Below are 23,358 nucleotides of genomic sequence, written 5' to 3' on the forward strand. Positions count from 1 at the left end.
TCTAAAAAAGTCAAAGTGGTAAAAATAAGTGATATTTAATCAAGTTTTTCGTCGTGAGTTCAGTCAAACAGCACTAATGGCTTTACTGGTACTTGTGGCTATTTTATTTACTGTAACAGTAGTAAAGCTACTTGGACTAGCTGCTGGAGGCGAACTATCAGGTGACGCGGTTGCAGCCATGGTAGGTTTTGGTATCCTGACCTATCTGCCTGTGATCTTGTCAGCCGCCGTCTTTACGGCAGTATTAATGACTTTAACACGGGCTTACAGAGACTCTGAAATGATTATATGGCTGGCATCTGGTTTAAGCTTGAGTCGGTTTTTGGTACCAGTGTTGTCTTTTGCTATGCCCATGGCTCTTATTGTTTCATTAATGAGTATAGTTGTTTCGCCCTGGGCTATGGGGCAAAGAGCCGTTTATCAGAAACGGCTTGATTCACAGGACGATACCTCACAAATTACTCCTGGTGTATTCAGAGAATCTAAACAATCGGATCAAGTTTTTTTTGTTGATTCAATCAATACTAATAAAAAAGATGTATCTAATGTTTTTGTTCAATCTGTCCAAGACAATAAAGTGGGTGTCATCGCTGCTGAAAAAGGTTTTGTGACTACAAAAGCCAATGGTGATCGTTTCGTGATTCTTCAAAAGGGTCGTCGTTATGAGGGGAAGCCTGGTACGGCAAATTATAACTTGGTTGATTTTGATGAGGCACAACTCAGAATTCAAGAGAAAGCATCAGGGCAGACTTCATTGTCAGTTAAGTCTATGCCATTTGGTCAACTTATAGTAAAGCCAACCTTGGAACAATGGAGCGAACTTCACTGGCGTATTGGTCTTCCAATAAGCTTAATCGTATTGTGTATTTTTGCTATACCTTTATCTTACATTAATACTCGAGCCGGTCGTTCAGCAAATATGGTTTTTGCGTTGTTAGCTTATATGATTTATTACAATACGATGGGTATTGGCCAATCTTGGATTGTGCAGGGGAAGGTTTCGCCCTGGATTGGTATTTGGCCAATACATTTAGCTTTTTTCATTATAGCGTTGTTTTTACTGATCAAAAGGCAATGGTTATGGACCTTTAAACGATTAATTATTAGTCAGAAAAAAATAACCCAATGACAGTAATTGGCTTCATAAGTTATAATGGAAGGCTTGGAGAGATGGATGAGTGGTTTAAGTCGCACGCCTGGAAAGCGTGTTTGGGATAATATCCCAACGGGGGTTCGAATCCCCCTCTCTCCGCCACATCAATCCGGTGCGTTTGTTTAAACTATCAGGCACAACCTCAAATAAGCCAATTTCTGGACTAACCTCGTTTTTTATAGCTATTTCGAGTAATTCTTGCTCTTTAAATGGCTTAAATCTGATATCGTTCTTCTTGGGTAAGTTATGTGAATGTTATCAGTGCAATTTTGACTTCTCGGTTAAAAGAGTCTTGATGTTACCGCTACTTACCTACTTTACCTATAAATTATAAAAATACACTTCATGTTTTAATTCGCCAAAATATTTAAATAATGAGAAAAAGAGGATATAAATGATTAAGCGTATACGAGCTATTATAGCAGTTGCCCTACTGATAACGTTGACAACTACTTATGCAGAAGCTATCAATCCAAAGGCTTTAGGTTTTTCTAAAAAGGGTTTAGAAAAAATCACTCGTGTTTATGAAGACGAAGTAAAAGAAGGCCATATTCCCGGTGCTGTAATTCTTATTAAAAGATACGGAAAAATTGTGTACGCTGAAGCCATCGGATATCAAAATAAATCTAAAAATATTTCTATGAAGCGAAATAATATTTTTAGAAATTATTCAATGACTAAACCTTTTATTGCAGTGGCTACAATGCAATTAATGGAGCAAGGTAAGCTAACCTTGGCCGACCCAGTATCAAAATTCATACCAGAATTAAAGGATATGAAAGTAGCCATTGAAGTGAAAGAGGGAGACAAAATAACTTATAAACTTGTGCCAGCCCGCAGAGAAATTCAAATCATTGATCTCTTACGCCATACATCGGGGATTGTTTATGGTGAAATTACAAAAAATAAATTACTTCAAGAGGCATATAAACAACAAGAATTGGTTAACGAACACTTGGCCTATGATGTTCGTAGTTTAACCCCAGAACAAGAGATAACGGCTTTTTCTAAAGTTCCACTTAGCACGGAGCCAGGTACCAATTGGGAGTACAGTTTGTCTGTAGACTTGCTTGGAAGAATTGTTGAGAAGGTGTCTGGCCAGAGATTGAGTGATTATCTTAAACAGAATATTTTTACCCCATTAAATATGGTGGATACTGGATTTTATATTACTGAAAATAATTTATCCCGTTTAGCAGAACCCCTCTCTATAGACCCGTTTACACATCAACCTATCCATTTAATTGACGTTTCGGAACAGCCTGCTAACGATTCTGGAGGGGCAGGATCTGTAACTACCGCTGATGACTATTTAAATTTTGCGACAATGATGCTTGATCTAGGTAGTGTTAATCACCAACATATTTTATCGCCCGCTTCAATTAAATTAATGACATCAGACCAACTTGGTAATAGAACTACTTTACCCTACAGCCCAGGGCAACTACTCATGGGGATAGATGGTTATACCTTTGGTTTGGGTTTTATGGTTCGAAAAGAAAATGGACTGGCCGGAGTATTGGGTAGTAAAGGAGAGTATATGTGGGCTGGTGCAGCCGGGACTTTTTTCTGGGTTGAACCAGAAAAAGACTTAGCAGTTGTTGTGATGACCCAAGTGCCTGGGCCAGTAAGGCCTTACTACAGACGTTTGATTAAGGATTTAGTTGATTCTGCTTTGATTAATTAACTATTTCTCCGGACTAGTAATTAAAGAGTTAGCGATTCAGTGGTAACTCCATTGAGTTGCTAGTTTGTTGAAAAAAAAATAAAAGTTGTTGGTAATGAACAATCAAAAGCCTAGCTAAGAGATTTTGCGCTTTGAAACAAAATGCAACTATTTACTTTATCTTTCTAAAAATATTGGTGTAAAATCAAACTTAAGTAGTTGTTTATTTATAATTATTATTAAGGGAGCCAATTATGAAGTATATAGTTACGTTGTTCGTTATTTTAGTAGCGATTTTTTCGACTTATATGTTCGCTTTCAAAGCGAATGCTGCATCTCTTCATAAAGTCGGACAACAAGATTCAATACAACTGGTTAACTCTTCTAGATAATAAGATTGCTTAATAAATTTTAAAAGGGTGCTGATTGCATCCTTTTCTTTATAAGTAAATTGTTATTATGATTAGTGTTTTTGAGCGCATCACTTTCTATTTAAGCGTTGCATGATCTCTTTGAGTGGTTTATATCTCTCTTTAGCAGTGATGGGGGTAAACATGGGATGTTTACAACCTACTTCTTTTAAAAACTCTAATTCTGTGTCCAAGTCTTCAACTTGAATATACCAAGATTTTTTAACAGTCTCTGACCCTTCAAACCATTTATAACCTCGAGCTTTGGCGAGATGTTTGTTATCAAATGGAAGATCGATTGCTTGTATATGCCATATTTTTTTTCGGGCAGAAGCAATTAATATAGATAAGGCTGTAGCACTTTGATCGGGGGTAGGTTGACTCAGTAACATCATCAGCATATCCACATCTGCTTTTGCCCTGTGAGCATCATGAAATAAATTAAACCGAAAGCCAAGATAGTCTAGCTTGCTACTTTTAGTGGCCCAAATGTCCCAAGAAATTTCATTAAGTGAACAACCAAAATGCATTTGTGTGAATAACGGATATCGTGCTTCTAAAAAACCCCTATCAAAACTGGCATTGTGGCAAATAATTAAATTGACTCCATCTAACACTTCATCAATTTTAGATTCCTCAATTCTTTTATTCTTGACCATTTCATCTGTAATGCCAGTTAATTTAGTTACTTCTGGTGGAATGGGGAATTCAGGATCCTCTAAACTGTCATATCTATTAATAACACGATATAAATGTCCGCTATTCTTACCGTATTCGCAGGTGGCTATAGATAAATCGATGATTCTGTCCCCATCATCTACTTTTAAACCGGTTGTTTCTGTATCAATGACTGCTAATCGGCCTAAGGGCTCACCTGTTGGGGCTATCTCAAATTGATGTAAATTTTCAATTTTTAAGCGTGTTAACACACGATAATCTGGATTATTTTTAATAATATTTAGTGCAGTGTTGATATCCACGATAAGTAATTCCTTGTTAACTGTATTTCGATTGTAGAGACTTTTTTGAGGATGAGTTAGATAATAATTTGTTTATTTTTCTTATTTTTTGTTACAATTAATCACTTTGTATGGTGCTTGTTAATTGACAAGTTAAACGGGAAACACTAATCAAACGTGTGCTGCCCCCGCAACGGTAAGTGAATGTGAGTTGTTTTCACTACGGACTTAATTACCACTGTGATTATTCATGGGAAGGTAAAGTTCTTATGTTCACCAGCCCGGATATCGGCCATAGATTGAGTCAAGTAATGCGGACGGGGACCTTCGCTGGTACTGAGTGAAACAGTCTCTCAGCTGTCGCCCTCTCTTTATCTCCATTTTCCTCTTTATATCCCTTACTTCTTTATATTGGTAGTGGTTACGTGGGTGTGACCTTAGACTTTAGGGATTGAATATGTATTCTGGTTATTTTATACCTCTTACGGATAGGGTAAGAAGTGTATTGGCATGTGTTTTATTGGTTTCAACTTTTCCTGTTTTTGCAGATAATCAAAATAGCAGTGCTCCTTTGCAAATAGACCCAGTGATAGTCACTGCAGATCTTATTCCCACACCTAGCTCTCAAGTGATACAAGATCATGTGTTTATCAGTAATGAACAAATTCGTGCTGCTGGCCAACAAAGTTTGGCTGAATTACTGCAACAGCAAGCAGGATTTCAGATTGCCTCCTATGGCGACTCAGGTAATATTGCATCTGTATTTACCCGCGGAACTAACGGTAACCACACTTTGCTTCTTGTGGATGGAGTCCGGGTAGAGCTAACCAGTACTGGTGGGGGTATTTGGAATGCTATCCCATTGTCAATGATTGATCATATTGAGGTGGTTTACGGACCTGAAAGCATCTACTACGGCTCTGATGCGGTGGGAGGCGTGGTCCAAATCTTCACGAAAGAAGGTAAGGGTGCACCGAAGGTGAGTGCTATGTCTGGCTACGGCAGTTATGGAACCAGTATGTCCAGCGCATCAATAAGTGGATCAACAGATGCTGAACACAACACAAAATTCTCGTTTGGTGTGTCTCAGGAAAATTCATCAGGTTATAACACTATCGGAAATAACTTTTCAAGATTATATCCTCCAGCTATAGATGGAGCATATCCAACAGGCGCGACTGGCTATCAGAGAATGGGTGCATATGGTAATTTGGAACAAACGATTGGTATAGGCCAGGAGATTGGTATGCGCTTACTTGCTTCAAAAAATACCTACGGCTTTCCAAGCGCGGTTTATAACTACAATACCAATACTTATTCCTCAGAATTCGATAATAATATCAATACGTTGATTAATGTGGCTATTTATAGTAACAATCAGATAAACGATAATTGGTTAAGTAATTTTCAAATTGCTTTGTCCTCAAATTACGCAAAGTTTTTAACTTCTTTATCAAATGATCAAACTTATACGCCCACTTACGACTATCGATGGCAAAATAGTTTTGCTTTGGGTCAGGATCAATTACAGATCATTACGGAACATCGAAGTGAATACCTCAATGCAACATATAGCACTGTCACAGATGGATGCTCCATATGTAATCAAAACCTGTCAAGAAGCGTAGATTCATTGGCAACCATTTACCATTTAAAAAGAAGTCTCCATACGTTGGATGTGGGTATCAGAAGTGATGGTTATTCCGGTTATGGGTCCAAATTAACTGGAAGCGCTACTTATGGTTATCAAGTATCCGAATCAATAAAACCCATCTTGGTGTGGGCAGCGCATTTAGTGAACCGACGTTTGATCAGCTTTACTATCCGTATAGTGGTAATCCTAATTTATCCCCTGAATATAGTAAGAATATTGAATGGGGATTAAATTATGATGATCATCATCAAGCCTTTGGAATCGTCATTTACCAGAATGATATTTCAAATCTGATACAGTCTGATCCGTCTACTTTTATTTCTTATAATATTGGAAAAGTAAGAATCCAAGGTATGACATTAACAGCTCAAAAGTATATTGGATATTTCAACATACATGGCTCTTTGGATTTGTTAAATCCAGTTGATCGAAATACTGATTTAGCACTTCCTTTAAGGGCTGAAGAAGTAGGTCGTATCGGAGCTGACTATGCATTCAAAAAAATTAAATTAGGAGCAAATATCATCGCTTCGAGTAAAAGATATGCTACAGACTCAATTAGCAATAGTGTATATCTTGTTAACGGACAATTCCCGATAGCGGGTTATCAAATGTTAAGCTTAAATGGTTCTTATCAATTGACTAAGCGATGGTCTGTGTTTGGACGTTGGGATAACGTAACAAACATGCCTTACCAATTACAATATGGTTATAACACACCCGGTTCTAATGTGTTTTTTGGTGTGCGGTACGACCAATGATGAGTGCCAACCCAATTTCCTCCCCTTGCGTGAATATTTGCCAAACAGATTCTGTAACAGGAGTTTGTTTGGGTTGTGGTAGAACCTTACAAGAAATTACAGATTGGATGAATTTAAATGATGAGGAGAAAAAGAGAGTTATTGCTCAATCACAAAATCGTTTGAATGATCTTCTGTTTAATTAATCAAGGAGTTTTTGCTAGGTAGCACAATAATTTCTGCCGATTTGAAAATAAATTTAATTAATATCTTATAAATATCAAAATCAAATAAAGGCTCTTGTGTTGTAGACATCGCATCTAATAACTCTTGATAGGTGCGATAGGTCCCATAGTATCCCCACTGATGAATTAAATGGTACTCACTGGAATCATTGTTATGCTCTTTTATAGCTATGCATCCATGCCATTTCCAATTTTTTAACCTAATTTTTTCAAGAGCGATCAATACCTTTAATTGATGATGAGCCAATTCTTCCTTGCCACAGCAAGCGCCATGGCATTTATTGATCTGTGAACGAAAGCAGGCTTTCCCCTTTGTGTGGCTTTCTATTCCCAATAAGGCAAGACACATACCATGTGCGTCGGCAATCGCATGGAGTGTATCGATAGCTTTTTTTCTGCTTTGGAAAACACCGAAATAGGTATCAGATTCTAAAAAATTGAGCTCATCGGTATTTCTGAGGGATAGAGTATATTGATTGCTATGGTTAATTAGTTGCCAAGTACAAAGTTGTTGTTGACGTCTTAGTCGATGATTATGTATGGGTTTAAGCTCTTTAATGAGTTTTGCTTCTAATAACAAAGCCCCTAATTCTCCACATGTTTCACGATACTCAATATATTTGACTTGTTGAGATAGTCTTAATTCCTTGTGATGTTTGTGATCTGAATTAAAATGTGAGAGGATTCGCTCTTTTAAATTAATACTTTTTCCAATATAAAGTGGTAGATTATTTTCACCATAAAACAAATAAACGCCTGTTTTTTCTGGAATGCTGTCGATAAAACCCTCTTCAATGGCAGGGGGGAGTGAAGGTTTTTTGGTGATTTTCTGGATGGCTTTGTTATATGTTTCCGCAGGAAAGCTTTTTCTTACGTGCAATAAAAAATCAGCGACGACTCTTGCATCAGTGAGTGCGCGATGCCTGTCTTGAATAGTCAAGCCAAGACGTTGAATGAGGCTATCTAAATTATGTTTTATATGCTCAGGATAGAGCTGTCGTGATAACCGAACAGTGCAAAGAGTATTTTCTTTAAAAGACATGCCACACTTTAAGAATTCCTGTTTAATAAAGGCATAATCAAACCGTACATTATGCGCAACAAAATATTTTCCTTTTAGTTGTTCTAGTAAGGCACTGGCAATCTCTGAAAACAATGGTGCAGACCTCACCATTTCGTTAGAAATACCCGTTAATCGAGAGATGAAAGGAGGAATAGATGTCTCAGGATTAATCAGTGTTTGCCACTCACTAATTGAACCATCCGGCAGTAATTCTACAATACCGATTTCTGTAATCCTATCCTTAATAGGATTGGCTCCTGTTGTTTCGAGATCTATACAGATAATATTGTTCTGCCAGATTTGACTCATATTGCGTTATTTTTTTTCTATCATTTGTCGTAAATCAGCGATGACCTCTTTAGGGTTTTCTCCTGCGTCAACACTTTCATACACTTTCGCAATATTACCCTTGGGATCTATGATAAAAGTATTTCTTTTGGCTATTTTATAGCCCAATAGACTTCTTTCTGAACCATAAGAACGAGAAATGCTTCCATCTTTATCGGCTAATAAAGGGAAAGGTAGGTGGTGGTTGGCCGCGAACTCTGCGTGACTTGATGCATCGTCAATGCTGACACCAAGAATGACCCCGTCCATTTTTTTAACCTGATTAAAGTCATCACGGTAAGCGCATGCTTCTGTTGTACATCCAGGTGTTTCATCCTTAGGATAAAAATATAAGACTATCCATTTACCACGGTAATTGGCGAGGCTTTGCAGTTGGTTATGTTGATCTATCACTTTAAAATCAGGCGCTACCTGTCCCACTGTTGGTAGATCACTGGCTGAGGCTGATTTCGAAAATACCAAGGCAAGACCCACAAATAAGCTTAATGTTAATAATAATAACTTCATGACTTTCTCCTTTAATTAATTGGCTTATAAACTAATGAGCATCCTTTTTTACATTGATGCTCCTACTTGTTATCTCCGTAACCATTTGATGATTGGTAATATTAGTTCATCCATGGTGCCTCTAAACCAAGGCGCCTGTAGGAGTGGGCTGCAATGCCATTTCTTAGCGCATAACGAACAGGTTTTGCTATGATTTGAATTGATGTGTCTAAAATTTTTCTGTTTAACTGAGTGGGGGCAGATATTCCAATAATAGGAAATACCCAGTTAGGCAGATTATAAAATCCCGCTTTAACAATTATACTTAACAATGGTTTACCCATTGGCTTGGTTGGGAAGTGATGCAATAAATCAATGACGGTCTCAACTCGCTTACTCATTCTAAGCTCGTGTCGATATTCATTAATGTTTCTTTGGATAGAGTCGATATCCTTCGGTAGTTCTTTTGCACCTAACATTTCTCCAATTAAAGCTATTTCTCTATAGTACTGGTTTTGTTGGACGATAGTCATATTAGGATCGCGATATCTAAGGTGACTATTTAGGAAACATAAGCTTTCAGTCATGTGAACCCACTTCAGCAAATGAGGGTCATCAGCACGATAGGGTGTGTTGTGTTGATCAACTCCTGTTACTGTGCGATGTATATGTTTTACCCGTTCTATAGCAGACAAGGCCATATCTTTTGGGCCGTAAGTGGTACACGCAATAAATTGAGCTGTTCGGCCAAGACGACCCTGCAAATCTTCACGAAAAGAAGAATGGTCCCATACCCCAGCCATGGTCTGAGGTTGAAGTGCTTGCATGATGAGAGAGCTTATACCTCCTATCATCATGACAATAAAATCTGCATGAACTTGCCAAATGACACTAGATGGTCCGAATAAACCTTGATCACCGTTTGGAGTGAGGAAATCTTCTGCTGTGGAAGAGGATTTTATGGTTCCTCTAATTGTTTGCCGGATTATTTCATCCCACATGATTGTTTTTTTAATGTTTACAGATAGTTAATAGAATATCTGAACGGTCAATTAGTTCCCTGAGGACTCGCCTTCGAGATTTTTAATGGCCTGTACTGTGGAATTGAACATTTCATCAGTAAGTCCTAATGCCTCTTTTATTAAAACGCTATGCTGTTCAAGCAACGAAATAACTGCCTTGCTGCTCACAGCGTTTTCTAATTGATATTTGATTTGTAATACTTTAGGTAATTGCCAAAAGGAGGGGGTTTTGGTGCTTTGTTTAAATGCATTTTCTAGAATGGACTTAATCATTTCTTTTTTCATTATTGCCACCCGGGTTGCCAACGATCACTGTCTATTAATTCTTGCCAATCCATTGTCCATTGTCGATGATTAATGATCGCTTCCATGATAATGGTTTGAGGGATGGTGGGTAGATCTTTATTGTAAATGACTTTAACGACTAAATGATGTTTTTCTTTATTATATGGGTGGACAGAAGTCCATTTGCTTAATAGGAGTTTTTTTGCATTAACCGGATTAGCCATGGTGATGTATCAATTGTATAGTTAAACTTAAGGCACTAATTAAACAAATAAAACCAAATAATCGTCTTAAAAATATTTCATTGATTTTGGGGGCTATTAATCTTCCTATCGCCATTGTTATTAACGCTCCTACTAGAAATGGAAGGGCAAGGTGGCTGTTAAAATTACCCACTAGACTCCACTGCAGAACGCTTCCGGTGGATACTATCGCAAGTACCATGAGCGATGTGGAGGTAATAGAGTGAATATTAAGTGGGGTATGTTTTTTTAAGGCTGGAACAAGGACAAAACCACCACCAACACCTAACAAACCAGAAGCGAGACCCAATACGCCCCCTAATTTAACCATGGTAATGAGGCACTTAACGTTCCAATTAAACCGTCCTGTTTTTTCATTAATTTGACAGGGGAATTCTTGGTCAGTGCTAATCGACTTAATGATTATGTAACGATATGCTTGGTACAATAAGAGTATAACAAAAATTAATTTTAAGTAGATTTTTGGTATGAGTTGGGCTACTTCTATTCCTAATGGAGTGATTAATAGAGCGATGGCTGTAATGAGAAACGCGGCTCGATAACGAACTATGCCCTGCCTTAACCCAATTATCATACCTACCCAAGCTGCTGCGGCCACACCTAATAAAGACAGCGGGGCTGCACTGACTACATTAAGGTTTAAGAATAATACCAATAAGGGTGTTGCGATGATTCCACCACCAGCGCCCGTTAAGCCTAAAATGAGGCCCGTGGCCCCGCCAAGAGTTGTAATTAAATAGATGTTTTGCATTAGCTAGAAGGTGAGCAAGCTGGTTTTTTATTGGTAGAGCAAAACTGTTCTTGAAGTGTATTCATTATAGCAAGCGACTCACTACTGGAGATTGAGTAGTAAATGAATTTACCCTCACGACGAGTTTTCACTAACCCCTCTTCACGTAGCACAGTTAACTGTTGCGAAAGAGTAGGCTGTTTAATATCCAGCATATTTTCTAATTCGCTCACGCTACATTCACCTTCAGCAATTTTACATAACAAAATGAGCCGATCTGTGTTGGACAAGACTTTTAACAGTTGCGTAGCTCTCCCTGCAGCTTCATACATTAACTCAAAATCGATTTTTTCCATATTCACAGCGCTTACCTCAAAGAGAAAATTGAATAATGAATATATTTGTTGACAGTATAGCAATAAATATTATATAAATGTAAATAATATAAATTTATATAATATAATTTTATAAACTATTAAGGGGTTGTCGATGATAAAAAGTAAAATAATCAGAAAGTTGGTTTTTTTATATTGCTTAGTTATTCCTATTTCTGGTTTTAGCGAGTCCACTCATCAACACAATAACCCTGTTTCCCTCAATGCGTTTGATGCTGAGGTTCAATCCATTCATCAGGCGGAAATAGCCGCTCAAGTTTCAGGTCGTGTGCTTCAAATTAATGTTGTCGCAGGACAAAAAGTGAGAGCTGGGGAGACATTATTAAACCTCGACTCGAGTGCTGCGCAACCCCAGGCAGTGGCTAGTGAAGCGCAAATTAGTTCAGCAAATGCAGATTTAACTTTGGCACAAAAAGACTACCAAAGACAAGAGGCCCTATTTAAAGAGGATTATATTAGCCAAGCCGCTTTGGATCGAGCACAAAGTAAGCTTGAAGCAGCAAAAGCTCACGCAAAAGCTATCTTGTCCTTAGCCCACTCAGCAAGAGCACAGGCGAATTTTTATATTATTAAAGCGCCTTTTGATGGAGTTATTTCTGAAGTACCCATTAATCAAGGCGATATGGCTATGCCTGGCAGAGTGCTAGTAACGCTCTATGACCCACATCATTTAAGAGTGAGTGCTGCAGTACCTAGTGAAGCAGTAAGAAAGGATTTGTCTATAGACCAAGTCAAGATTGATGTTCCTACCTTATCAGGCCCTCATCAAGAACTAACACCCCAATCTTTAGAGGTTTTTCCTACCGTGGACAATTCAACTCATACTGTGTTGTTACGCGTAAACATTCAACAAGGTCATGCAGAAATTAAACCCGGACAGTTTGCGAGGCTCTGGTTACCGACCACCATATCTGTTCCCAATAAAGTCATTATTCCTATTACTGCCGTGGTAGAAAGGGGGGAAATGACGGGCGTATATGTTAAAAATGAACAAGGCGAGCCTTTATTAAGACAAGTTAGACTGGGACGACGTTGGGGAAGTGATGTTGAGGTAATTTCAGGCTTAAGTTCTACCCAAGGGTTAATTGAAAATGTGCAAAGTTTATCCTTTGGAAACACGAAATGAGGGCGTACAGATGAATAAACCCTTAGGAATTTCAGGACGCATCGCTCACTATTTTCAAAGTGCACAAATTACTCCATTACTTGCTCTGGTGGCATTACTACTGGGAATATTTGCCTTAGTTGTTACGCCTCGTGAAGAAGAGCCTCAAATCAACGTAACCATGGCTAATGTATTGATTCCCTTTCCGGGCGCCTCCGCAAAAGATGTTGAGCAAATGGTATCTATTCCTGCAGAGCAAGTACTCTCACAAATTCAAGGTATTGATCACGTCTATTCCATCTCACGCCCTGGCATGTCCGTGATTACAGTGCAATATAAAGTAGGTATACCAAGAATTGAGGCTTTGGTTAGGTTATACGATGTGGTCAATGCGAACGCAGATTGGTTACCTTCAGGTCTTGGCGTTTTGCCACCTATTATTAAGCCGAAAGGAATTGATGATGTGCCTATCGTGGGATTGACTTTATATAGTAAAGACCCACAAGTAGGGAGTTATGATTTAGAGAGAGTGGCTCATAGTATTGAGGAAGATATAAAACGCGTACCAGGTACTCGTGAAGTTAAAACAATTGGTGGACCAGGACGAGTAGTTAATATCAAGGTGGATGCTGCACGTCTCAATAGTTCAGGTTTAACCCTAGGTGAATTAACTCAGACTTTGCACTCTGCTAACGCGGGGGCTCCCCTTGGACAGTTACTGTCAAATAATCAGTCAATTCAGTTAGAAACAAATAATTTTCTGACCAACGCTCAGGATATGTCTCAATTGATTGTTGGTGTACATCACGGCCGTCCCATTTATCTGAGTGAGGTGGCTAGTATCACTAATGATCCTCCTGTTGCTCAGCGCTATGTATGGTTTGGATCACATACCAAACAATTACCAGCAGAATATTCTGCCGTGACAGTTTCTGTCACCAAAAAGCCCGGTGAAAATGCTATTGATGTGGCTGATGCTGTCATGGAAAGAGTAAATAATCTAAAGAATACCGTCATACCGGCAAACATTATTGTTACAGAAACCAGAAACTATGGCGCAACAGCAAATGATAAAGCTAAAAAATTAATTGAAAAATTACTGTTTGCCACCTCATGTGTGGTGGCCTTAGTATTTTTTGCATTAGGTAGACGTGAAGCATTAATTGTGGGTAGCGCCGTGATTTTAACTCTAACGGTGACATTGTTTGCCTCGTGGGCTTGGGGGTTTACACTTAATCGTGTTTCTTTATTTGCCCTCATTTTCTCCATCGGGATTTTAGTTGATGATGCGATAGTTGTTGTGGAAAATATTCATCGTCACCAATTACATCATCCTGATAAAACTTTATTAGAATTGATTCCAGGAGCCGTTGATGAAGTAGGTGGCCCAACTATTTTAGCTACCCTGACTGTTATTGCAGCTTTACTACCAATGGCTTTTGTCAGTGGTTTAATGGGACCCTATATGAGTCCTATTCCGATCAATGCCAGCATGGGAATGCTATTATCTTTAGCTATAGCCTTTGTCGTAACCCCTTGGTTATCACGTCTTTGGTTGAAACCAGTTCATCCTAATAGTCATGGTGGAGGACTTGGCAGCAAATTACATCCCTTATTCAATAAAATTTTTACCCCGTTACTGGATGATCAAAAAGGAATAAAAAACCGCCGTAAACTGGGTGGGATTATCGGCTTACTCATTGTATTGTCAATGTTATTGCCAGCAACGGGGTTGGTCTTACTCAAGATGTTACCCTTTGATAATAAATCTGAGTTTCAGGTTATGGTGGATATGCCAGCTGGTACTACCCTTGAAGAGACCGCTGCGGTCATGCATGAGTTAGGAGCCTATCTGGCAACAGTCCCTGAGGTGATTAATTATCAGGCTTATGTAGGGACAGCTTCACCCATTAACTTTAATGGACTGGTTCGCCAATATTATCTAAGAACCGATAGTAATCAAGGGGACATACAAGTTAATTTGGTTGACAAGCATCATCGTGATGAACAAAGTCATGCTATTGCAACCAGAATTAGACCATACTTGCAAAAAATCGGACGTCTTTATAATGCAAATATTAAGGTAGTAGAAGTTCCACCCGGACCTCCGGTTTTGTCACCCATCGTAGCTGAAGTTTATGGCCCTACCGATGAGGGACGATTAAGCTTAGCTAAGGCAGTACGACAAGTTTTTACTGCCACCTCTAATGTGGTGGATGTAGACGATAGCAGTATTGCTAACGCACCAAAAAAATTGATTGAAGTGGACCGTCGTAAGGCAGCGTTGTATGGGGTGAGTCAACAAGACATTGTGGCGACACTTCAAACCGCCTTCAGTGGTCATGCCGCCACCTGGCTTCATGATCAACGAAAATATCCTGCGGCCGCTTGGATTCAAATGCCGGGTGATGAGCAAGGAGATCTGGGTGCTTTGTTACATTTCACCGTTCGTGGTAGTGAAGGGCAGTTAATCCCGTTAAGTGAATTAGTCTCTATTAAGGATGCGCTAAGAGAGCAACCTATTTATCATAAAGATTTATTGCCTGTAAATTATGTGGTGGGTGACATGGCAGGACGACTGGATAGTCCTCTCTATGGCATGTTCGCAATGCGTTCTAAAATTCAAGCTATCACAACCCCTAATGGTGAGAAATTAAAAGACTATTTTATTCATCAACCAGCTGACCCATACCGTCACTTTTCTATTAAATGGGATGGGGAATGGCAGGTCACTTATGAAACCTTTAGGGACATGGGTGCAGCTTATGCGGTAGGTTTGATATTGATATATTTGCTGGTAGTAGCTCAGTTTGGCTCTTATCTGACTCCACTGATCATAATGGCTCCCATTCCATTAACCATCATTGGTGTGATGCCAGGTCATGCTCTCTTAGGTGCCCAGTATACAGCAACCAGTATGATTGGCATGATCGCTTTGGCTGGAATTATTGTGCGAAATTCCATCTTATTAGTCGATTTTATTAATTTGCAAGTGGCAGAGGGTATTCCCTTTAAAGAGGCGATAATTCATTCTGCGGTAACGCGTGCACAACCGATTCTACTAACAGGTTTAGCAGCTATGTTAGGCGCATTCTTTATTCTTGATGATCCAATCTTTAATGGTCTCGCTATTTCTCTTATCTTCGGTATTTTTGTTTCAACATTATTAACATTGATAGTTATTCCAACACTTTATTATGCTGCCTATCATAAAAAATTTATCGATTCACATTTAATCAATAAGGAGATTTTACCATGACCTCTTGGCGAATAGTCCGTGTCATTGCTGGGACATTTATTTTAGTATCCTTGGCGCTGGGTACTCAGGGAAGTCCTATTTTTGTTAGTCAATGGTGGCTCGCTTTTACTGCATTTGTAGGTTTAAATTTATTACAAAGTGGAATCACACGTTGGTGCTTAATGAACAATATATTACGTAGGTTATTTGGTTTACGCGAGGAATGCTAATGAAATTACTTTGGTCAAGGGCACATTTAATTCTCGCTGTATTGATACTTCTTAATTTACTTAGTACAGCCAATGCCGCAGATCTTATTACGGTGTTAAATGCCGCTCAGACCCATGACTTGGATTTTCTTGCAGCACAATCTACTCATGATGCGGGAATGACGAAGCATGATCAAGCCAATTCATTATGGCGTCCTGATATCAGTATCCAAGGTGGGGCTGGACGTATGGATCAACAAACACAAACAACGGGAGCACAGTTTGTACAAAATGGTATCCCAGGTATTGCAAATTTTAATACCTCAATTAATCAGGGTACCTACAACATGTGGGCCATTAATATTCGTCAACCTATTTATAATGGAGACCGATTAGCTCAGTCTAAAACGCTTGACTTACAAGCCAATATAGCTGAACTTGAGTGGCAAGCTGCACAACAGGACTTTATCTTACGCCTAGTAAAAAAATATTTTGATGTGTCAATGGCCTTAGAAACCTTGAAAACTACTCAAGATCAATTGTTGGCGGTTCAAAAGATGCAAGCAGAGGCTCAGGCTCGCTATAAGTTGGGAGATGCCCCTATTTTAGATCTACATGAGGCCACTGCTAAGCTAGATGGTCTGAAGGCACAACTGTTGGCTGCACAAAGTGATTTGGAAATAAAACAGTCCGCCTTATCTGATGCAACAGGTATAGGTATTGATGATTTAAAGGTGATGATTCCCACCGCGGGAGAAGTGGTATTTGACCACAAACCCTTTGATTATTGGTTAACACAAGTGATATCAGGTAATCCTCAGTTATTACTGTCACAAAATCAATTAAATCAAGCAAGACAAAACGTTAAACGCTATCACCTGCTTTCAAGTCCCTCGTTAGATCTAGTTGGACAGGTTAACGATACCCATGTTTACGGTTCTGGTGATTACGGCCCTAATGCCAGTAATTTAAATCGGGACGCCATCATTGGTTTACAACTCACTATTCCTATTTACAACGGAGGGATGAGGGTAGCTAAAGAAAATGAAGCAGTACATCTTGTTGATGCGAATCTCGACAAAACTAATCGTGTACGCCAACAAGTGAGTTTACAAGCCAAACAAGCATATTTAGGGTTAACCATGGGTGCTAGCCGTGTCAATGCATTGAAAGCCGCTTGGCTTGCAAGTGAAACACGAAAAAGAGCAACTGAGGTGGGTAGAAAAGTAGGTGATCGATCTACATTAGATCTACTTAATGCCGAATCAGACGCCGCAAATGCTCACTTGAACTGGATTAGCGCAAGAATTGACTTTCTTCTAAATGAATTAAATTTAGCCGCACTGTCTGGACAATTAACGGTTGATCAAATTAAGTCAGTGAATAATACTTTGCAAACCTTTTAAAAGGAGAGGGAAAATGGCACATATCGTTGTATTAGGAGCAGGAACAGGAGGAATGCCTGCGGCCTATGAGTTAAGAGAGAAATTAGGGAAAGATCACCGTATAACGGTAGTTAATGCGGTAGATTACTTTCAGTTTGTTCCCTCCAACCCTTGGATTGCAGTGGGTTGGAGAAATCGAGACCAAATTACTTTTCCAATTAGACCTTATTTAGCCAAAAAAAATATTGAGTTTCTTGCGCAACCAGTCTCTAAAATTGATGCGGAAGGAAGCGCTCTTGAGTTTCCAGATGGTAGCCGTCTAACTTACGATTATCTAATTATTGCTACAGGACCTAAACTCGCTTTTGATGAAGTGGAGGGGGCAGGACCAAAACAGTTTACTCACTCAATTTGTACCGTGGACCATGCAGAAGAAGCTTATAAAGATTATCAACAACTTGTAGAAAATCCAGGGCCTGTGATCATTGGAGCGTTACCAGGAGCTTCTTGTTTTGGACCAGCTTATGAATATGCTTTTATTGTCAATCGTGATCTACGTCGTCGAAAAATTCGTAATAAAGTTCCAATGACGTATATCACCAGTGAACCGTATATTGGTCATTTGGGATTGGGTGGCGTCGGTGACTCGAAGTCAATGCTCGAGAGCGAGATGCGTAATAATGATATTAAATGGATTACTAACGCCAAAGTAACAAAAATTGAAGATGGAAAAATGTTTGTGACGGAGCTTGATGAATTAGGTCAAATCAAAAAAGAACATGAAGTCCCTTTTAAATTCAGTATGATGCTACCCGCATTCAAGGGGGTGGATCCAGTGGCTTCTGTGGACGGATTGTGTAACCCACGAGGAATGGTGATTGTGGATGAGTATCAACGCAGTAAGAAGTTTAAAAATATTTTTTCAGCGGGTGTCTGCGTAGCCATCCCACCTGTCGAGGTAACTCCCGTTCCAACTGGAACTCCTAAAACGGGATACATGATTGAATCCATGGTCAGTGCCATTGTGCATAATATTTGGGCGGATTTAAATGGTCACACTCCAGACAGTAAAGGTACTTGGAATGCCTTTTGTTTAGCCGATATGGGCGATACGGGTGCCGCCTTTATCGCGCTACCGCAAATTCCCCCAAGAAATGTGAATTGGTTTAAAAAAGGAAGATGGGTGCATTGGGCAAAAATTGCTTTTGAAAAATACTTTATTTATAAAATGAAACAAGGTAGCTCTGAGCCCATTTATGAGAAACATGTATTGAAATGGATTGGTATTGAGCGTCTTCAAAATACAAAATAAAGGAAAGAACATGGGATTATTTTCAAATTTGTTTTCGACAGGATCAACGCAGGAGTTACCTAGTACTGCAATGGTTATAGATGTACGCAGCGCAGCAGAATTTGCTACTGGGCATGTGGAGGGAGCCATCAATATTCCTTTGGATCAGTTCAATGCGGGTATTCAAAAGATGGTACCCCACAAAGAGACACCAGTCATTTTGTGTTGTTTGTCGGGTGTACGTTCACAACAGGCTTGTCACATCATGAAGCAGCAAGGTTATCAAGCTGTCTTTAATGGCGGTGGGGCAGTACAGCTTGCACAACGTTTAAATAAAGAACTTAAAAGAATGGGTTAAGCAATGACCAATTCGAATAAACCAAAACTGGGTAAAGAGTTAACAATCGTTATTGTGATCAAAGTACTATTGTTAACTCTGCTTTGGAATTTCTTTGTCAGGCACCAAGAGGTTCATGTAGATGCTGCAAAAGTATCACAAAGTTTTGGTTTAAATACTAAGGTTTCAAATCAATCTCAAGGAGTAAATCATGATCAGTGATGAGTTAGTTAATTTGTCGCGCATGCAATTTGCAATCACTGCCCTGTATCACTTTCTATTTGTCCCATTGACCATAGGTATGGTTTGGATTTTGGTGGTGATGGAAAGTGTTTACGTGATGACGGGAAAAACTATTTATAAGGATATGACTCGTTTTTGGGGAAAATTATTTGGTATTAATTTTGCCCTTGGGGTTACCACAGGGATCACAATGGAGTTTCAATTTGGTACTAATTGGGCTTATTACTCACATTATGTCGGCGATGTGTTCGGTGCTCCACTAGCCATTGAAGGATTAATGGCTTTTTTCTTAGAATCGACTTTTATTGGTTTATTTTTCTTTGCCTGGGATAGGCTGTCAAAACCAAAACATTTAATGGTTACACTACTGATGGCTATTGGTACTAATTTATCAGCCATGTGGATTCTAATTGCTAATGGCTGGATGCAAAATCCTGTAGGAGCGGAATTTAATTACACCACTATGCGCATGGAGCTCACTGATTTTTCTGCCATGTTATTTAATCCAGATGCACAGGCTAAGTTTGTGCATACAGTGTCAGCGGGCTATGTCACGGCTTCAACCTTTGTTTTAGCGATTTCAGCCTGGTATTTACTAAAAGGTCGTAATGTTGAGTTTGCCAAACGAAGTTTTAGAATTGCCGCTGCCTTTGGATTGGCTTCCGCTTTGTCTGTGATTGTTTTAGGCGATGAATCTGGCTATACCGTAGGTGAAGCGCAACAAACAAAGATGGCTGCCATTGAAGCCATGTGGGAAACTGAGCCTGCTCCTGCACCTTTTAACTTAGTGGCAATGCCTAATGAGAAATTACAAAAAAACGACTGGAGTATTCAAGTTCCATGGTTAATGGGGTTGATTGGTACACGTTCTGTCTCTAAGCAAATACCAGGTATTCATGACATTAAGGAAAAAAATCGTCTTCGAGTGATATCAGGTATCGAAGCTGTGAAAGCACTTGAGATAATCCGAAGCCATCCTGAAGATGCTAGGGCAAAGCAAATTTTTGAAACACATAAAAAGGATTTAGGATTTGGTTTATTACTAAAACAATATACCAATGATTTTGATCATGTTTCATCAGAGCAGATTGAACAAGCTGTGAACTCCACAGTGCCAAAGGTTGCTCCTATGTTTTGGGGTTTTAGAATCATGGTGGCAATTGGTTTTCTGTTGCTTTCCTTATTCGTTATCTCCTTTTGGGCGAGCCTTAAAACCCGCTGCGAGAAAATGCCTTGGTTATTAAAATGGGCTTTTTTGATGTTTCCCATGCCATGGGTTGCCTGTGAGTTTGGTTGGTTTGTAGCCGAGTATGGACGTCAACCTTGGACGATTTATGGTGTGTTGCCGACTCATCTCTCAGTATCCACATTAAGTCCCGCATCGTTATACGGCTCAATCGGTGGATTTGTAGGTTTTTATACGCTCTTACTCATTGTGGAAGTCTATTTAATGATTAAGTTTGCACGGCAAGGGCCAGCTAGTCTGGGTACAGGTCGCTATGAGGGTGAATCCGCTCTCGCTCCCTCTCGTGCTTAAAGGAGACTGACAACATGGACTACAGCACATTAAAGATTATTTGGTGGTTATTGGTGGGGGTATTACTGGTGGGTTTTGCCATTATGGATGGGCACGATATGGGAGTGGGAACACTTCTTCCCTTTGTCGGCAAAAATGACAACGAGCGTCGTGTCGTGATCAATACGGTGGGTCCTCACTGGGATGGTAATCAAGTCTGGTTTATCACTGGTGGTGGCGCCATTTTTGCGGCATGGCCAATTGTTTATGCTACCGCTTTTTCAGGGTTTTATTGGGCTATGTTGGCTGTACTGTGGGCTTTGTTTTTTCGCCCAGTAGGTTTTGATTATCGCAGTAAAATCCATAATTCTATATGGCGTAATACTTGGGATTGGGGGTTGTTTATTGGAGGATCTGTTCCACCACTCATTTTTGGCGTAGCTTTTGGTAATTTGTTGCAAGGGGTACCTTTTGGTTTTGATCATAATTTGGTTTCAACATACAGTGGTTCCTTTTGGCAGTTATTAAATCCCTTTGCGTTATTAACGGGTGTAGTGAGTTCTGCCATGATTACTTTTCATGGTGGTGTTTACCTTGCCCATAGAACAGAGGGTGAAATACAAAATAGGGCAATCAAAGCATCTTCCATAGCGGGCCTTTTATTGTTACTGTCCTTCACTTTGGCGGGAATTTGGCTGGCTATGGATATTAGTGGCTATATCATCACCTCTCACGTGGACCCCAATCAATTAGCAGATCCCTTGGCTAAAACTGTTGTGAGAGAGAAAGGAGCCTGGTTATCTAATTATCATACTATGCCCTGGACTATGCTTGTCCCCATATTGTCTTATGTGGGGGTGTTATTTGCTTTAATTGCAATGCGTTTTAATAAAACTCTCATAGCCTTTATTTTTTCCTCACTCACTATAGTGGGTATTATTGGTACGGCTGGTGTTTCAATGTTTCCCTTTATTATGCCTTCCTCAACGATGCTTAATTCATCATTGACGGTTTGGGACAGTGTATCCAGTAAAACTACACTGAGCATTATGTTGGTGGCAGCCATGATATTTGTACCAACAATAATTTTTTATACCTCCTGGGCTTATAGGGTAATGGCTGGAAAAGTCACTTTGGACTTTATTAAAGATCATGACCATTCGGCTTATTAATCATCTTGAATAAATTTTAGGAGACTGTAATGTGGTATTTTGCATGGATTTTAGGTGTTGGCTTTGCGGTTTTATTGGCTATTTTAAATGCCATGTGGGGTGAGAACGAAAGCTCACGTTTACTTTCTAGAGATGAGGTTGATCACTTATGAGTATTAATCCGCAGCAAAAAATTTGGACAGAACGTTATAAAGCAACCGGTGATGATTATCTTTTTGGAGAGAAACCTAATACCTATCTGGCTCGTCAATCACATTTATTTCATGCGGGACAAAGAGTGTTGTGTGTAGCAGACGGTGAGGGACGAAACTCAGTTTGGCTTGCAAAACAGGGCTTGTCTGTTACGGCTGTTGAAATATCAGAGGTAGCTGTAGAAAAAGCCAAGCGTTTGGCCACTAAACATGAAGTTGTAGTGGACTTTCAGTGTGCAGATTTGCTCTCTGATGAATGGTTAGATCAACATTCAGCAATACAGTATGACTGGGTAATTGGTATTTTTATACAGTTTGCTGATCCCAAAACGAGAGAGAAACTCTTTTTTGTCATGAAACACTTAACTCAGTTAGGAGGCGGATTGATTTTACAAGGCTATACCCCAAAACAATTAGAGTACAAAACAGGGGGGCCATCAGTATTAGAAAATCTTTATACAGAGGATCTGATGCGTTCTTTACTCAAGGATTGGCGTATAGAAGAGCTAACAGAATACCAAGAGGTTGTGAGTGAGGGCCATGGCCATCATGGTTTATCCGCATTAATGGGTGTGATTGCCTATAAGACTTGTTAATAGGTGAGTAGAATTGTGAAGCCCTTAGCGGAGGACTTGTTCCTCCGCATTTTTTATGAATATTATGTCCAAGGTTTTTTGAGAGAAGCTAAGACCATTTGATAGAGCATCCCACTGAAGGGATTTGCTCGAAAGGACCTTTAGAACTTTGTGCAATAGTACTCATAGCGTCAAATAACTCTCGTTTTCTATCTGCCGGTGCCGGCTGTAGACCGTAGGGATCTAATCGCCCACGGTATTGAAGTTTAAGTTGATGATTAAAACCAAAAAAATCGGGCGTACATACTGCTCCATATTGTTTGGCAATTTCTTGAGTGTTATCGAAGACATAAGGGAAGGGGAAATCTAACTCCTTTGCCCATTTTGCCATATTCTCAAAACTGTCCTCAGGATAAGTGTTGGTATCGTTACTCATGATAGCAATACTATTGATTCCATAGGATTGCAGTTCCCGACAGTCTTCACATAGTCTTTCAATAATGGCTTTCACATAGGGGCAGTGGTTACAAATGAACATTACCAGTAAGCCATTTTCTCCACGAGTACTTTGTAATGTATGGGTTTTTTTATCAACACCTGTTAAGCTAAAGTCTGGAGCAACCCAATTAAAGTCACAAATTGGTGTAGTCAAAGCTGGCATGGCGTCTCCTTGTTGC

At 39.4% G+C, this 23,358-nt stretch carries 25 protein-coding genes, 1 tRNA gene and 1 riboswitch; of the genes, 17 read left to right on the plus strand and 9 right to left on the minus strand.

What is annotated here, in order from left to right:
- Positions 1-28: 28 nt before the first annotated feature.
- From lptF to FERRO_RS04840, 3 genes are all read left to right on the plus strand, one after another.
- Positions 29-1,129 (plus strand): LPS export ABC transporter permease LptF, encoded by a 1,101-nt coding sequence (lptF, locus tag FERRO_RS04830; protein ID WP_056929700.1) that lies wholly within the window; start codon positions 29-31, stop codon positions 1,127-1,129.
- Positions 1,130-1,164: 35 nt separating this feature from the next.
- Positions 1,165-1,255 (plus strand) — tRNA-Ser (locus FERRO_RS04835).
- Between the two features lie 292 nt (positions 1,256-1,547).
- Positions 1,548-2,840 carry a serine hydrolase domain-containing protein gene (locus tag FERRO_RS04840; RefSeq protein ID WP_056929701.1) on the plus strand — a complete coding sequence of 431 codons (1,293 nt, stop codon included), beginning with the start codon at positions 1,548-1,550 and terminating at the stop codon, positions 2,838-2,840.
- A 460-nt stretch (positions 2,841-3,300) separates the two neighbouring features.
- Here the strand turns inward: FERRO_RS04840 and FERRO_RS04845 are convergent, their stop codons facing one another.
- Positions 3,301-4,209 (minus strand): 3'-5' exonuclease, encoded by a 909-nt coding sequence (locus FERRO_RS04845; protein WP_056929702.1) that lies wholly within the window; start codon positions 4,207-4,209, stop codon positions 3,301-3,303.
- Positions 4,210-4,303: 94 nt separating this feature from the next.
- Positions 4,304-4,499, plus strand: a riboswitch (cobalamin riboswitch).
- A 146-nt stretch (positions 4,500-4,645) separates the two neighbouring features.
- On the opposite strand from FERRO_RS04845, the gene FERRO_RS04850 reads away from it, so the two are divergent.
- Genes FERRO_RS04850 through FERRO_RS10650 form a run of 3 tightly spaced genes read left to right on the plus strand, consistent with a single transcriptional unit; the run spans position 4,646 to position 6,788 of the window.
- A complete protein-coding gene (locus FERRO_RS04850; RefSeq protein ID WP_056929703.1) occupies positions 4,646-6,073 on the plus strand; it encodes a TonB-dependent receptor in 1,428 nt (475 codons plus the stop codon).
- Positions 5,968-6,603 carry a TonB-dependent receptor domain-containing protein gene (locus FERRO_RS09935; protein WP_160318104.1) on the plus strand — a complete coding sequence of 212 codons (636 nt, stop codon included), beginning with the start codon at positions 5,968-5,970 and terminating at the stop codon, positions 6,601-6,603. The genes FERRO_RS04850 and FERRO_RS09935 overlap by 106 nt, the downstream gene beginning before the upstream one ends.
- Positions 6,603-6,788, plus strand: a complete 186-nt coding sequence (locus FERRO_RS10650) for a DUF1289 domain-containing protein (protein WP_446718617.1) — start codon at positions 6,603-6,605, stop codon at positions 6,786-6,788. The genes FERRO_RS09935 and FERRO_RS10650 overlap by 1 nt, the downstream gene beginning before the upstream one ends.
- On the opposite strand, the gene FERRO_RS04865 is transcribed toward FERRO_RS10650, so the two are convergent.
- The 7 genes from FERRO_RS04865 to FERRO_RS04895 form a co-directional block, all read right to left on the minus strand.
- Positions 6,781-8,199, minus strand: a complete 1,419-nt coding sequence (locus tag FERRO_RS04865) for an exonuclease domain-containing protein (RefSeq protein WP_056929706.1) — start codon at positions 8,197-8,199, stop codon at positions 6,781-6,783. The two genes, FERRO_RS10650 and FERRO_RS04865, sit on opposite strands and share 8 nt — an antisense overlap.
- Before the next feature lie 6 nt (positions 8,200-8,205).
- The gene (locus FERRO_RS04870; RefSeq protein WP_056929707.1) at positions 8,206-8,745 is read right to left on the minus strand and encodes a peroxiredoxin; all 540 of its coding nucleotides are present in this window, start codon (positions 8,743-8,745) and stop codon (positions 8,206-8,208) included.
- 101 nt (positions 8,746-8,846) lie between these two features.
- Complete coding sequence (locus tag FERRO_RS04875) at positions 8,847-9,725, minus strand: oxygenase MpaB family protein (protein ID WP_056929708.1); 879 nt, start codon at positions 9,723-9,725, stop codon at positions 8,847-8,849.
- 51 nt (positions 9,726-9,776) lie between these two features.
- On the minus strand, positions 9,777-10,031 hold the full coding sequence (locus FERRO_RS04880) for a hypothetical protein (RefSeq protein ID WP_056929709.1): 255 nt from the start codon (positions 10,029-10,031) through the stop codon (positions 9,777-9,779).
- On the minus strand, positions 10,031-10,255 hold the full coding sequence (locus FERRO_RS04885; RefSeq protein WP_056929710.1) for a TIGR02450 family Trp-rich protein: 225 nt from the start codon (positions 10,253-10,255) through the stop codon (positions 10,031-10,033). Before FERRO_RS04885 ends, FERRO_RS04880 begins: the two co-directional genes overlap by 1 nt.
- Positions 10,248-11,045, minus strand: a complete 798-nt coding sequence (locus FERRO_RS04890; protein WP_056929711.1) for a sulfite exporter TauE/SafE family protein — start codon at positions 11,043-11,045, stop codon at positions 10,248-10,250. The genes FERRO_RS04885 and FERRO_RS04890 overlap by 8 nt, the downstream gene beginning before the upstream one ends.
- Complete coding sequence (locus FERRO_RS04895) at positions 11,045-11,380, minus strand: ArsR/SmtB family transcription factor (RefSeq protein ID WP_056929712.1); 336 nt, start codon at positions 11,378-11,380, stop codon at positions 11,045-11,047. Before FERRO_RS04895 ends, FERRO_RS04890 begins: the two co-directional genes overlap by 1 nt.
- Positions 11,381-11,513: 133 nt before the next feature.
- Between FERRO_RS04895 and FERRO_RS04900 the strand changes: the two genes are divergently transcribed.
- From FERRO_RS04900 to FERRO_RS04945, 11 genes are read left to right on the plus strand one after another with little or no spacing between them, the layout of a single operon-like run.
- Positions 11,514-12,545 carry an efflux RND transporter periplasmic adaptor subunit gene (locus FERRO_RS04900; protein ID WP_056929713.1) on the plus strand — a complete coding sequence of 344 codons (1,032 nt, stop codon included), beginning with the start codon at positions 11,514-11,516 and terminating at the stop codon, positions 12,543-12,545.
- A 10-nt stretch (positions 12,546-12,555) separates the two neighbouring features.
- Entirely contained in the window at positions 12,556-15,783 is a 3,228-nt protein-coding gene (locus FERRO_RS04905) for an efflux RND transporter permease subunit (RefSeq protein ID WP_056929714.1), read from the plus strand.
- On the plus strand, positions 15,780-15,992 hold the full coding sequence (locus tag FERRO_RS04910; RefSeq protein WP_056929715.1) for a YgaP family membrane protein: 213 nt from the start codon (positions 15,780-15,782) through the stop codon (positions 15,990-15,992). Before FERRO_RS04905 ends, FERRO_RS04910 begins: the two co-directional genes overlap by 4 nt.
- Positions 15,992-17,377, plus strand: a complete 1,386-nt coding sequence (locus tag FERRO_RS04915) for a TolC family protein (protein ID WP_056929716.1) — start codon at positions 15,992-15,994, stop codon at positions 17,375-17,377. Before FERRO_RS04910 ends, FERRO_RS04915 begins: the two co-directional genes overlap by 1 nt.
- Positions 17,378-17,390: 13 nt before the next feature.
- Positions 17,391-18,668, plus strand: coding sequence for an NAD(P)/FAD-dependent oxidoreductase (locus FERRO_RS04920; protein ID WP_056929717.1), 1,278 nt, complete (start codon positions 17,391-17,393; stop codon positions 18,666-18,668).
- A gap of 10 nt (positions 18,669-18,678) precedes the next feature.
- Complete coding sequence (locus tag FERRO_RS04925; protein ID WP_056929718.1) at positions 18,679-19,005, plus strand: rhodanese-like domain-containing protein; 327 nt, start codon at positions 18,679-18,681, stop codon at positions 19,003-19,005.
- Positions 19,006-19,008: 3 nt separating this feature from the next.
- Positions 19,009-19,206 (plus strand): cytochrome oxidase putative small subunit CydP, encoded by a 198-nt coding sequence (gene cydP / locus FERRO_RS04930; RefSeq protein ID WP_056929719.1) that lies wholly within the window; start codon positions 19,009-19,011, stop codon positions 19,204-19,206.
- On the plus strand, positions 19,196-20,764 hold the full coding sequence (locus tag FERRO_RS04935) for a cytochrome ubiquinol oxidase subunit I (protein ID WP_056929720.1): 1,569 nt from the start codon (positions 19,196-19,198) through the stop codon (positions 20,762-20,764). The genes cydP and FERRO_RS04935 overlap by 11 nt, the downstream gene beginning before the upstream one ends.
- 14 nt (positions 20,765-20,778) lie before the next feature.
- On the plus strand, positions 20,779-21,915 hold the full coding sequence (gene cydB / locus FERRO_RS04940) for a cytochrome d ubiquinol oxidase subunit II (RefSeq protein WP_056929721.1): 1,137 nt from the start codon (positions 20,779-20,781) through the stop codon (positions 21,913-21,915).
- Between the two features lie 29 nt (positions 21,916-21,944).
- The gene (cydX, locus tag FERRO_RS09940; protein ID WP_082601185.1) at positions 21,945-22,067 is read left to right on the plus strand and encodes a cytochrome bd-I oxidase subunit CydX; all 123 of its coding nucleotides are present in this window, start codon (positions 21,945-21,947) and stop codon (positions 22,065-22,067) included.
- Positions 22,064-22,702, plus strand: a complete 639-nt coding sequence (locus tag FERRO_RS04945) for a class I SAM-dependent methyltransferase (protein ID WP_056929722.1) — start codon at positions 22,064-22,066, stop codon at positions 22,700-22,702. Before cydX ends, FERRO_RS04945 begins: the two co-directional genes overlap by 4 nt.
- Before the next feature lie 88 nt (positions 22,703-22,790).
- On the opposite strand, the gene FERRO_RS04950 is transcribed toward FERRO_RS04945, so the two are convergent.
- On the minus strand, positions 22,791-23,342 hold the full coding sequence (locus FERRO_RS04950; protein ID WP_056929723.1) for a thioredoxin family protein: 552 nt from the start codon (positions 23,340-23,342) through the stop codon (positions 22,791-22,793).
- Positions 23,343-23,358: the final 16 nt, after the last annotated feature.

Source organism: Ferrovum sp. JA12 (genome assembly GCF_001431705.1).
Classification (GTDB): Bacteria; Pseudomonadota; Gammaproteobacteria; order Burkholderiales; family Ferrovaceae; genus PN-J185.

What these genes read in the sequence shown, in the direction of transcription:
- FERRO_RS04920 (WP_056929717.1), top strand. Translation starts at nt 17,391, where the DNA reads ATGGCACATATCGTTGTATTAGGAGCAGGAACAGGAGGAATGCCTGCG.
- FERRO_RS04925 (WP_056929718.1), top strand. Translation starts at nt 18,679, where the DNA reads ATGGGATTATTTTCAAATTTGTTTTCGACAGGATCAACGCAGGAGTTA.
- FERRO_RS04875 (WP_056929708.1), bottom strand. Translation starts at nt 9,725, where the DNA reads ATGTGGGATGAAATAATCCGGCAAACAATTAGAGGAACCATAAAATCC.
- FERRO_RS04885 (WP_056929710.1), bottom strand. Translation starts at nt 10,255, where the DNA reads ATGGCTAATCCGGTTAATGCAAAAAAACTCCTATTAAGCAAATGGACT.
- cydP (WP_056929719.1), top strand. Translation starts at nt 19,009, where the DNA reads ATGACCAATTCGAATAAACCAAAACTGGGTAAAGAGTTAACAATCGTT.
- FERRO_RS04880 (WP_056929709.1), bottom strand. Translation starts at nt 10,031, where the DNA reads ATGAAAAAAGAAATGATTAAGTCCATTCTAGAAAATGCATTTAAACAA.
- FERRO_RS04900 (WP_056929713.1), top strand. Translation starts at nt 11,514, where the DNA reads ATGATAAAAAGTAAAATAATCAGAAAGTTGGTTTTTTTATATTGCTTA.
- FERRO_RS04950 (WP_056929723.1), bottom strand. Translation starts at nt 23,342, where the DNA reads ATGCCAGCTTTGACTACACCAATTTGTGACTTTAATTGGGTTGCTCCA.
- FERRO_RS04915 (WP_056929716.1), top strand. Translation starts at nt 15,992, where the DNA reads ATGAAATTACTTTGGTCAAGGGCACATTTAATTCTCGCTGTATTGATA.
- FERRO_RS10650 (WP_446718617.1), top strand. Translation starts at nt 6,603, where the DNA reads ATGAGTGCCAACCCAATTTCCTCCCCTTGCGTGAATATTTGCCAAACA.
- FERRO_RS04945 (WP_056929722.1), top strand. Translation starts at nt 22,064, where the DNA reads ATGAGTATTAATCCGCAGCAAAAAATTTGGACAGAACGTTATAAAGCA.
- FERRO_RS04870 (WP_056929707.1), bottom strand. Translation starts at nt 8,745, where the DNA reads ATGAAGTTATTATTATTAACATTAAGCTTATTTGTGGGTCTTGCCTTG.
- FERRO_RS04890 (WP_056929711.1), bottom strand. Translation starts at nt 11,045, where the DNA reads ATGCAAAACATCTATTTAATTACAACTCTTGGCGGGGCCACGGGCCTC.
- FERRO_RS04910 (WP_056929715.1), top strand. Translation starts at nt 15,780, where the DNA reads ATGACCTCTTGGCGAATAGTCCGTGTCATTGCTGGGACATTTATTTTA.
- FERRO_RS04905 (WP_056929714.1), top strand. Translation starts at nt 12,556, where the DNA reads ATGAATAAACCCTTAGGAATTTCAGGACGCATCGCTCACTATTTTCAA.
- FERRO_RS04850 (WP_056929703.1), top strand. Translation starts at nt 4,646, where the DNA reads ATGTATTCTGGTTATTTTATACCTCTTACGGATAGGGTAAGAAGTGTA.
- FERRO_RS04935 (WP_056929720.1), top strand. Translation starts at nt 19,196, where the DNA reads ATGATCAGTGATGAGTTAGTTAATTTGTCGCGCATGCAATTTGCAATC.
- FERRO_RS04865 (WP_056929706.1), bottom strand. Translation starts at nt 8,199, where the DNA reads ATGAGTCAAATCTGGCAGAACAATATTATCTGTATAGATCTCGAAACA.
- FERRO_RS04840 (WP_056929701.1), top strand. Translation starts at nt 1,548, where the DNA reads ATGATTAAGCGTATACGAGCTATTATAGCAGTTGCCCTACTGATAACG.
- FERRO_RS04895 (WP_056929712.1), bottom strand. Translation starts at nt 11,380, where the DNA reads ATGGAAAAAATCGATTTTGAGTTAATGTATGAAGCTGCAGGGAGAGCT.
- cydX (WP_082601185.1), top strand. Translation starts at nt 21,945, where the DNA reads ATGTGGTATTTTGCATGGATTTTAGGTGTTGGCTTTGCGGTTTTATTG.
- cydB (WP_056929721.1), top strand. Translation starts at nt 20,779, where the DNA reads ATGGACTACAGCACATTAAAGATTATTTGGTGGTTATTGGTGGGGGTA.